The following is a 9,729-nucleotide window of genomic DNA, read 5'->3' as shown; positions in this document are numbered from 1 at the left end:
CCCCCCCCCCCCCCCCCCCCCCCCCCCCCCCCCCCCCCCCCCCCCCCCCCCCCCCCCCCCCCCCCCCCCCCCCCCCCCCCCCCCCCCCCCCCCCCCCCCCCCCTTTTACGCAGGTCTCGTGGGCTCGGAGATGTGTATAAGAGACAGGTTCAGATCCTGACACAGTTGATGCACGATGCCACAAAACCATATACCGAAATCGCCAAGGAATTGATTATTTCTGGAGGAACCGTGCATGTAAGAATGAAAAAGTTGGCAGATATGGGTATTATCAAAGGTTCCCATTTAATTATAGATCCCCGCAAAGCAGGTTATGATATTACGGCTTTTTTGGGTATTTATCTAGAAAAGGGCTCTTTATACAAAGATGCGGTAGCGCAACTGAGCCGGATAAAAGAAGTGGTAGAATTACATTATACTACCGGTTCATATAGTATGTTTGCGAAAATTACCTGTAGGGATACTGACCATCTTCGGCATGTTCTAAATGAAGAAATACAAGCGGTTAAGGGTATTCAACGTACGGAAACTTTAATCTCTCTGGAAGAAAGTATTAAAAGGCAAATTGAGCTTATGTAGTCCAAGTTATAATATGGGACTTGGCAAGTATTTAAAAAATTGATGAAAATTGGGTTTTTATTAATAGCTTAGTTACGACTTTTATGAAGAAAATTTACCACATTACATATGTCTAGGCCCAATATGTCTATATATCAAGATAAGAAATTGATTCTTTTGGTTGATGACGAAGTGACGGTACTCAAGCTTTTAGAATTTATTTTGAAAAAAGATTATGATTTAGTCATCCATAATAATGGTTTGGAGGCCATTAGTTGGATGGATAACGGCCATATGCCCGATTTGATCATTTCTGATTTGGAAATGCCCTATGTTGATGGGCTGGATTTTGTAAGAAGCTTAAAAACAAGTGGATATTATAGGGATATTCCTATTATCCTCCTTTCTGCGGCTTATTCACTTGAAGATTTGGCCGAAAAACTTCCATATGATTTTGACTTGCTTGTTCCTAAGCCGTTTAATCCAGGGAGCCTAAAAGAGAATATTAAAAACCTATTAAACTAGAAGAGTATAGAGATGCAACATAACAGCTCATTTGGTATGCCACAGTCTAGGTTTAATATTATTTATTATGCCGATCAATATCATAATGATATTGTTTCGACATTTAATACCCCGGGAGATTCCCTGAAGAAGTTGGATAGCTACGCAGATTTGTTCGAGATGGTGAGTAAATTGAGCGTATATGAACTTGATGTAAGTATTTTATTGGAAGTACAGCCGGGCATGGCTAACGATGCTTTTGCCTTGGTAGACTCGCTGAAAAAAAATTGGTTGAGTCGAAATTTGGTGGTGATCTTCCTACTTACCGAAAAAGATAGTGCAATTGCAAGACAAGCGTTTGCTGTCCGTGTTCATGATTGTTATTTCCCAGCTATAGCATTTGCGGATGTTAAACTTAGATTGCAATTTCTTTCGGCATATAGAATACTAAATGAACAGCTTAAAAATTTACCCGAAGAACCTTTACAGCAATATAAGACTCCTTTTTTAAAACGATTTTTCGATCTTTCTGTTTCTATCACAGCACTATTGTTGTTAAGTCCGTTTTTTCTTATGATAGCCATTCTCATTAAGCTCGATTCTAAAGGGCCGGTCTTTTATACCAGTAAGAGGGTGGGTACGGGATATAAAATCTTCGATTTTTATAAGTTCAGATCTATGAAAGCCAATGCCGATAAAGAAGTGGAAGCTTTAAAAGCTACAACGGCAAACCAATACGGAGATTCTGCGTTTTTTAAGATGAAGGACGATCCGAGGGTAACCAAGCTGGGAAATTTCTTAAGAAACTCCAGTATAGATGAGCTGCCCCAGTTATTCAACGTAGTGAAAGGAGATATGTCTATAGTGGGCAATAGACCGTTGCCACTTTACGAAGCCGAACAATTGACCACTAATGAATGGTCGATGAGGTTTTTGGGGCCTGCAGGCATTACTGGACTTTGGCAGATTATTAAAAGAGGAAAGAGCGATATGTCAGATCGTGAACGTAAGAAATTGGATAATTTTTATACCAAAAAGTTCTCGATTTGGCTCGATTTAAAGATAATTTTTATGACCATACCTGTACTTTTCCAGAAAGAAAAGGTGTAAAAGATATTACTTATGACTATCAAAAGGCTTTTTATGATATGTGTTCTTTTACTTTTGGCTGTGCTGGTTAAGGCGCAAGACGATATCATAAGTCAAATAAATACCCCTTTATTACAAAAATATATTGACCTGGCTAAACAGAACTATCCAAAAAGACAGATGTTCAAATCTTCTGAACTGAGCGCAAAAGCAAAAATAGGCATAGCTTCATCTACCTATTTAGAGGCATTTAATGCTTCTTATTTTTATAGACCAGACAATGGAACTATAATTGACTCAACTAATCCATATTCTATAAATGGATTTCAATTTGGGGTGTATTTAAACTTGGGTATATTTTTGAGGGCGCCTTCATTGGTTAAACAAGCCAAGGAAGAATATAAGGCGGCTGTTTTTCAAAGTAAGGAATATGACATCCTATTAGAATCGGAAGTAAGACAGAAATACTATGAATATTTACAGCTGTTTAATGACCTTAAGATAAAAACACAGGCATTGACCGATAGTAAGGCGGCTAGTGACGGGCTTCGATATAAGTTTGAAAAAGGAGAGGTTTCCTTAGATGTATACAGTAAGGCTAAAGCCATCACTTCTCTTGCAGGCTCAGAAAAATTGCTTGCAGAACTTAATTTGCTAAAGGTAAAGGATAGTTTGGAAGCATTGATTGGCGAAAAATTAGAGAATGTGAAATAAGCGAGTATGAATATTAAAGAATTTTTAAATCTTATTGCCAGGTACAAATGGACAATTATCGCTATTCCTACAATAACGCTTTTTGTAACTTATTTTTTTGTTAAAAATCTTCCAAAAGAATATAAAGCCCAAGCAAAAATTTCTACAGGATTATTAGATCCTTCTAGGCAGGTTGCCCCTGAAGTACCTTCCTACTCGGGGCCAGATCTTCTAATCAAGATCAACCAGCAGTTTACCAATATTATGGATATTATGACGATGCCAAAAAATATGAGCATCCTTTCTTATCGATTGATACTTCATGATCTTGAAAACCCACAGCAACCGTTTAAGCTCCTGAGCGACGATGTGAAAAATCTAAGTGCTGCCGAAAGACAGGAGGCCATTAAGCTATTTCACGAGAGGTTGGTGAAAAAACAAGTGCTAACCCCTTTAGATAATTATGGCATAAAACTTTATAACCTTGTTAAGTCTATGGGTTATGATTCGAAAACGCTAAGCAGGAAATTAACCATCGGTCATGAAGAAAACAGTGATTTTATTACGGTAGAGTTTACTTCAGAAAATACTTTTCTTTCTGTTTTTGTAGTGAATACCCTTGCTAACGATTTCATTAACAATTATAGTCTTGACCTCATCAGTAATAAAAACAAGTCTATAACCGTATTGGATTCTCTTTTGCAAAAGAAAGAGAGCATCATGAACGAAAAGAATCAACAGTTAAAAGAATATAAAATTAAAAATAGGGTATTAAACCTAGATAAGCAGTCACAGATCGTTTATCAGCAAATAATAGACTACGAAAACAAAAAGTCTCAAGCTTTAATTGACCTACAATCCTTACAATCGGCCTTAAACAATGTAAACAAAAACTTGAGTAACCGATCTGAAGACAAATATCTTGGTGCAGAGCTTTCTGTGGATAATCAGGCCATTATTAGTTTAAAGAACAAATTACAGGTAGCAAACAACGAATATATTGATGGCGGTTTTAAACCGGCCAATAAAAAGAAAGTAGATTCCCTACAACAATTGCTTAACGCACAATTGGTAAAAACAAATGATAATTATGTAAATGATCCGCTTTTGGCCAAACAGAGCTTAGTGCAGCAACGTATCACCATAAGTATACAACTGGATAAAACAAGGGCCAGCGTTAAAGATATTGATGATGAACTGGCCAAGCTAAATGCAAAATTTACGACCATGGTACCCTTTGATGCAGGGGTGCAGACGTATGAACGTAATGCAGATGTGGCTACCAAAGAATATTTGGACATATTAAACCGCTATAATCAGACCAATCTAGATAAAAACATAGGATTGCGATTGCAATTAGAACAGGAGGGCGTTCCAACCGCACCAGAATCTTCTAAAAAGATTTTATATATGGCTTTAAGTGCCATTGCAAGTTTTGCCATTTGCTTTTGTGTACTTTTTGTTATCTATACCTTAGATCACTCAATTAACAATAAGAAACAACTTAGACACGCAACCAAGAGTAGGATTATAGGTGAGCTGAACTACATCAGGCCTGAAGATAGAAACATTGATGAAATCTGGAAAAATGCAGAGCACTACAAAGATCAGCTAACGTATAAAAATTTAATACGCACTGTCCGTTTTGAAATCAATAAAATGCTTTCTGCCGAAAATCTAAAAGTTTTAGGGATAACCAGGCTCCAACCAGAAAATTTTAAAATATTTTCAGTGGTAAGTTTGGCATATGCATTTGCCAGATTGGATAAACAAATTTTATTGATTGGAGATGAAGAGATGGCATCCGAGGTTCAGAAGTTGAATATTCCTACCAATCAATCCCTTAAAACAGTATTTAACAATTTAACCATTCAAAAAAATAATCGCATTACTTTCTTAAATAGAGATTTGGAAGGGCTTTCATTGCTTGAAAATAAAGATAAGGCAGGCATTACACAAGTTTTTACTAGCCTTAAGAATGAATACGATTTAATTATCATCTATTTAGATGCCTTAAATAGTATATCGGATGTTAATGAATGGATCTTGTTTACCGATAAATACTTGGCTACCTTCATGGCGGGTAATGCTATCAGCGATCAAGATAAAGAATCGATAAAATCCTTGAACGATAGCGATAAGTTTATAGGATGGTTGATTAATGGTGTAAAACGAAAATAAGCAACCCATGCTTAACAAGTTGCAAATACCTATAATGGATAAAAAAAAGATATTGTTCTTTTTGATATCAATGAGCCTTTCTGTTCTGGTCGCTGGCTCAACCTATCAATTTGGAATTTTGGCTCCATTGGCCGTGATTGCTATGGCTGCGGTAGGTACGTTTATAGTAGCCTTGTTCCATAATCCAAGATGGGCATTTTGGGCATATTTTGCTTATTGCTTTGTGTTGGGCTTTCTGGTTAAATCTTTTTTAAATATTCCCGTTGGGCTGGCGTTAGATGCCATGCTACTGCTTACGTGGTGTAGCATTTTGGTGAATATGAACAAGTTCAATTGGCAGAATATTAAAAATGAACATGTAATTCTTTCAACTATATGGTTTGTCATTAGTGTTTTGGAAGCGCTTAATCCATATGGGGGTAGCCTTACGGGCTGGTTTAACGAGCTTAGGTTTACTGCGCTAAACTGGTTGCTCATTGCACCACTTGCCTTTTTGCTGTTCAATAGAACTGGCGATTTAAACCGTTTCATAGCCTTTATTTTATTCTTTTCTTGCTTAGCAACCTTATATGGCGTAAAACAGATCTACTTTGGGGTGACTAGTGGCGAACAGCAATGGCTAGACGCGGGAAATAATGTCACACATATACTGAATGGAACACTTCGGGTGTTTTCCATCTATTCTGATGCGGGGCAATTTGGTGCTTCACAGGCAATTGTTGCAGTCATTGCCATGGTTTTGGCCATGGGACCTTTCGGTTTTACCAAAAGGATAATTTTTGGCTTAGTGGCATTAATCTGCCTCTATGGCATGGCTATTTCGGGCACCAGGGGAGCTTTATTTGCGCTGATATCGGGAGTGTTCTTTGCCTTGTTTCTAAGTAAGAACTTTAAAATACTTATTATTGGGGGCGCTTTTGCCTTAAGTGGGTTAGGGGTACTTAAATATACGACTATTGGAAATGAGAGCTTCCAGGTAAGGCGTTTGCGCAGTGCGCTAGATCCAAAGGACGCATCGTTTAACGTAAGGTTGGACAATCAGAAAAAATTGAAATTTTTACTAAGGGATGAGCCCTTTGGTGCAGGCTTGGGCATGAGCGGCATGAACGGTACAACCTATAATGCCGATAAGCCAATAGCGAATATACAACCCGATAGTTATTGGGTAAAAGTATGGGTAATGTATGGTGTAGTTGGTCTATTTATTTGGTTTGCCATCAATTGCTATATCATAGGGAAATGCAGCGGTATTGTTTGGAAGCTCAAAGATCCAAAGCTCAAAACAAAGATGATCGCCTTAACATCTGGTACGGTAGGTTGCTTTATCTGCAGTTATGGTAACGAGATCATGAACGGCATGCCTTCATCTGTAATTATGTTTATGTCATGGTCGTTTGTATTTATTGCACCTTGGTTAGACAGTGAGCCAAAACAGATTAAAACGAATGGAAATGATGTATAGCATAATAGATATAGCGCTTTGGTTGTTAGGTATTTACCTTTTATTAAATTGTCTTTATTTGTCTTTTTTTGCCTTTTGTGGGCTATTTTCTTTACCCAAATCAAAAATAGCAGCATCTAATTATCAAAAAATAGCGGTGCTATTCCCTACTTATCAGGAAAATGAGGTTATTCTAGATAGCGCAAAAAAGGCTTTACAGCATCAATATGAGGGAAAGTTTGAAGTTGTGGTCATAGCAGATGGTTTACAACCCGAAACCATTGCTACTTTAAAAGAAATGGGGACAAGGGTAATAGAAGTCTTTTTTGAGAAAAGTACCAAAGGAAAGGCCATGCAGTTTGCCATGAATGAACTCAGTAAAGAAGCGTTTGAAATAGCCATGGTTTTAGACGTAGATAATGTAATGGCTACAGACTGTTTGCATTATATCAATAGTGCTTTTGAAGAAGGTGAAAGGGTGGTGCAAGCCCATCGTACCGCTAAGAATATGGATAGCAGTTTTGCGTTTCTAGATGCCTGCAATGAAGAGGTTAACAATCATATCTATCGCAAGGGCCAAGCCATTGTAGGATTATCTGCGGCATTGATTGGATCTGGAATGGCTTTTGATTTTGCATATCTACAGAAACTATTGAACAATATAGGCGAGACCGTTGGGGAAGATAAACAGCTTGATTTTATGATGGCCCATGATAGGGTACATGTTGCCTATTTGAATGATGTGTATGTTTATGACGAAAAGGTAGCTAATGCCAAGGTTTTTACCAAGCAACGAACCAGATGGATTGCATCACAGGTAGAATTCATGAAAAAATATGCATTTGAAGGGCTTGCTCAACTCTTTAAGGGAAATATAGAGTTTTTTAATAAAACGCTACAAACCTTTTTGATGCCTAGAATGTTACTGCTCGGATTTCTTTTCCTTTTGGTTGTACAATCCTTTTTTAATCCATTTGGACCAGCTGAAATATTTTGGCTGGGTTTGTTCCTCAGCCTTTGCTTCACCTTACTGATCGCTTTGCCCAGAAAATTTTATGCGGATAAAAGACTTTATATTGCTATATTTCAAATACCTAGAGCCATGTTTGGAATGTTGGTTGCACTATTTAGTATTGGCAAAGCCAAAAAGTCATTTATGGTAACACCCCATAGTCATAAACCCATAGAAAAAAATAACGCTTAGCTATGCCTTTAGAACTACTTGCTATTCCGGCCATTATTTTTGGAGTCATTGGGTTTATCAGTGGAATAAATGCCTATAAAAAAGCTAGAAAATAATTGATGACGTTATGCCAATCATAGAAAACCGAGATATAGTGGTAGTTGGTCAACAGCCTTGGGATACTCCCATTGGGAGTAATTGCAAGGATCTGGCCCTAGAGTTTAGCAAGCATAACCGTGTATTGTATATTAATGCACCTTTAGACCGTCGGACAAAATTTCAGCAGCGAGAGACTGAGGGGGTAAAAAAGCGCATACGCGTGATTGATGGTGGGCAAGATGGATTGGAAGAAATTGCCCCTAACCTTTGGATGTACTATCCAGATGTACTATTGGAATCCATTAATTTTGTTAAGTGGACATGGATATTTCGTTTGCTCAACAAGGTTAACAATAGAAGATTTGCTAAGGCCATTAAGAAAACTATCCATAGGCTCGACTTCCAGAATTTTATCTTATTTAATGATAGCGATATGTTTAGGAGCTACCATTTAAAAGCACTTTTGAAGCCGAGCGTAAGCGTATATTATTCTAGGGATAACATGATTGCTACACCCTATTGGGGGCATCATGGGAAATATCTTGAGCCGGAATTGATAAAAAATAGCGATTTATGCGTGGCAAATTCTGTTTATCTGGCCAATTACTGCAGAACCTATAATCCAAATTCTTTTTATGTAGGGCAAGGCTGTGATTTAACCTTATTCAAAAATGATGATAGCGTTCAAATCCCAGCAGATGTGGCTTCGATTAAAAAGCCTGTTTTAGGCTATGTTGGAGCATTGTTATCGATAAGATTGAATGAAAATATCCTTTTGTATCTTGCAGAGCAAAGACCTGATTGGAGCATTGTTCTGGTTGGCCCAGAGGATGATGATTTTAAAAACAGCAAACTTCATCAGCTTAGAAACGTACATTTCTTGGGGCCTAAAAAACCAGATGTTTTGGCGGCTTACATTAAAGGTTTTGATATTTGTTTAAATCCTCAAGCGGTTAATCCTTTAACCATTGGTAATTATCCCCGAAAAATAGATGAATATTTGGCAATGGGGAAACCTACCTTGGCCACTAAAACAGAAGCCATTGATATTTTTAATGATCATGTTTACATTGCTGAAACTAAGGAGGAATATGTAACGTTGGCAGATAAGGCATTGGTGGAAAATAATAGCGATTTGGCAAACAAACGTATTGCTTTTGCTAAAACCCATACCTGGCAGAAAAATGCAGAAGAAATTTATAAGGCAATAGCACAAATAGAAAAAAAATAATAAGCAACTTGTCATTTTAAATTTCTTGTCATTCCGACGTTGGGTGGAATCTATTGGTTAAAAATAGATTTTGAGCGTAGCGAAGAATGGCAAGGTGCTCAGAATGACATAAAGATAAAAAATGGGATTAACTTCAATCATTACCGTCAATTTTCATCAACCCGATGTTACGATAGATTTATTGAAATCGATCGCTAAGTCCTATGTGCCATCACAGGTGGAAGTGATCATTGTAGATAATGGCGCCGACAAAAACATGGAACTGATTTTTCAGCAGTACTTTGGGAATGTCAAGTATATTCAGTCTAAGGAAAATTTAGGTTTTGCCGGGGGGAATAACCTGGGGTTTAAGCAAGCCAAAGGTGATTATGTTCTCTTACTCAACAATGATACCGAGATTCCTGATGGTTGCATAGAAACTATGATTGGCGAAATGGAAGATAATGAAAACATAGGTCTTTTATCTCCGCTGTTATTGTATTTTGACCAGAAAGATTTGGTTCAATATGCAGGCTTTACGCCTCTTAATTATTTGACAGGACGGAATGCCAATATAGGTCAGTTTGACAAGAATGTTGGGCAGTATAGTAATAAAAGTTACCAAACTGGATTTTGCCATGGCGCTGCGGTAAGTCCGAAAGTAACCATGATGATATGGAACAGAAAGCCGAAAATTACCCCCGTTAGTGAAATTATTCCAGCTTTTTTCCCTTGAGTAATAGAACGGGAAATTAGGTAGATCATGTTTGG

9 protein-coding genes are annotated in these 9,729 nt (G+C 37.6%); all 9 read left to right on the top strand.

Features of this window, described 5'->3' with window-relative positions:
- Positions 1–132 precede the first annotated feature (132 nt).
- The 9 genes from JHD79_RS21965 (at position 133) to JHD79_RS21925 (ending at position 9,694) form a co-directional block, all read left to right on the top strand.
- Positions 133–579 carry an Lrp/AsnC ligand binding domain-containing protein gene (locus JHD79_RS21965; RefSeq protein ID WP_370583371.1) on the top strand — a complete coding sequence of 149 codons (447 nt, stop codon included), beginning with the start codon at positions 133–135 and terminating at the stop codon, positions 577–579.
- Positions 580–702: 123 nt separating this feature from the next.
- Positions 703–1,083 carry a response regulator gene (locus JHD79_RS21960; RefSeq protein WP_199121508.1) on the top strand — a complete coding sequence of 127 codons (381 nt, stop codon included), beginning with the start codon at positions 703–705 and terminating at the stop codon, positions 1,081–1,083.
- 12 nt (positions 1,084–1,095) lie between these two features.
- The gene (locus tag JHD79_RS21955) at positions 1,096–2,172 is read left to right on the top strand and encodes a sugar transferase (protein WP_199121507.1); all 1,077 of its coding nucleotides are present in this window, start codon (positions 1,096–1,098) and stop codon (positions 2,170–2,172) included.
- A gap of 33 nt (positions 2,173–2,205) precedes the next feature.
- On the top strand, positions 2,206–2,865 hold the full coding sequence (locus JHD79_RS21950; RefSeq protein ID WP_233164834.1) for a TolC family protein: 660 nt from the start codon (positions 2,206–2,208) through the stop codon (positions 2,863–2,865).
- 6 nt (positions 2,866–2,871) lie between these two features.
- The gene (locus JHD79_RS21945; protein WP_199121505.1) at positions 2,872–5,025 is read left to right on the top strand and encodes a lipopolysaccharide biosynthesis protein; all 2,154 of its coding nucleotides are present in this window, start codon (positions 2,872–2,874) and stop codon (positions 5,023–5,025) included.
- Between the two features lie 34 nt (positions 5,026–5,059).
- Positions 5,060–6,487, top strand: coding sequence for an O-antigen ligase (locus JHD79_RS21940; protein ID WP_199121504.1), 1,428 nt, complete (start codon positions 5,060–5,062; stop codon positions 6,485–6,487).
- Entirely contained in the window at positions 6,477–7,670 is a 1,194-nt protein-coding gene (locus JHD79_RS21935; protein WP_199121503.1) for a glycosyltransferase family 2 protein, read from the top strand. Before JHD79_RS21940 ends, JHD79_RS21935 begins: the two co-directional genes overlap by 11 nt.
- Before the next feature lie 106 nt (positions 7,671–7,776).
- Positions 7,777–8,979, top strand: coding sequence for a glycosyltransferase (locus JHD79_RS21930; protein WP_199121502.1), 1,203 nt, complete (start codon positions 7,777–7,779; stop codon positions 8,977–8,979).
- A gap of 121 nt (positions 8,980–9,100) precedes the next feature.
- Positions 9,101–9,694: a glycosyltransferase family 2 protein gene (locus tag JHD79_RS21925; RefSeq protein WP_199121501.1), complete on the top strand. Its 594-nt coding sequence runs from the start codon at positions 9,101–9,103 to the stop codon at positions 9,692–9,694.
- Positions 9,695–9,729: the final 35 nt, after the last annotated feature.

Source organism: Pedobacter sp. ASV28, from assembly GCF_016428855.1.
In the GTDB taxonomy this organism is placed as follows: domain Bacteria; phylum Bacteroidota; class Bacteroidia; order Sphingobacteriales; family Sphingobacteriaceae; genus Pedobacter.
The sequence above is the reverse complement of the archived record's forward strand: the minus strand, read 5'-3'. Positions and strand labels throughout refer to the sequence as shown.

Bases quoted from the DNA above. Each gene is read 5' to 3' on its own strand.
- JHD79_RS21940 (WP_199121504.1), top strand. From the start codon at position 5,060: ATGGATAAAAAAAAGATATTGTTCTTTTTGATATCAATGAGCCTTTCT.
- JHD79_RS21945 (WP_199121505.1), top strand. From the start codon at position 2,872: ATGAATATTAAAGAATTTTTAAATCTTATTGCCAGGTACAAATGGACA.
- JHD79_RS21925 (WP_199121501.1), top strand. From the start codon at position 9,101: ATGGGATTAACTTCAATCATTACCGTCAATTTTCATCAACCCGATGTT.
- JHD79_RS21955 (WP_199121507.1), top strand. From the start codon at position 1,096: ATGCAACATAACAGCTCATTTGGTATGCCACAGTCTAGGTTTAATATT.
- JHD79_RS21960 (WP_199121508.1), top strand. From the start codon at position 703: ATGTCTATATATCAAGATAAGAAATTGATTCTTTTGGTTGATGACGAA.
- JHD79_RS21930 (WP_199121502.1), top strand. From the start codon at position 7,777: ATGCCAATCATAGAAAACCGAGATATAGTGGTAGTTGGTCAACAGCCT.
- JHD79_RS21935 (WP_199121503.1), top strand. From the start codon at position 6,477: ATGATGTATAGCATAATAGATATAGCGCTTTGGTTGTTAGGTATTTAC.
- JHD79_RS21950 (WP_233164834.1), top strand. From the start codon at position 2,206: ATGATATGTGTTCTTTTACTTTTGGCTGTGCTGGTTAAGGCGCAAGAC.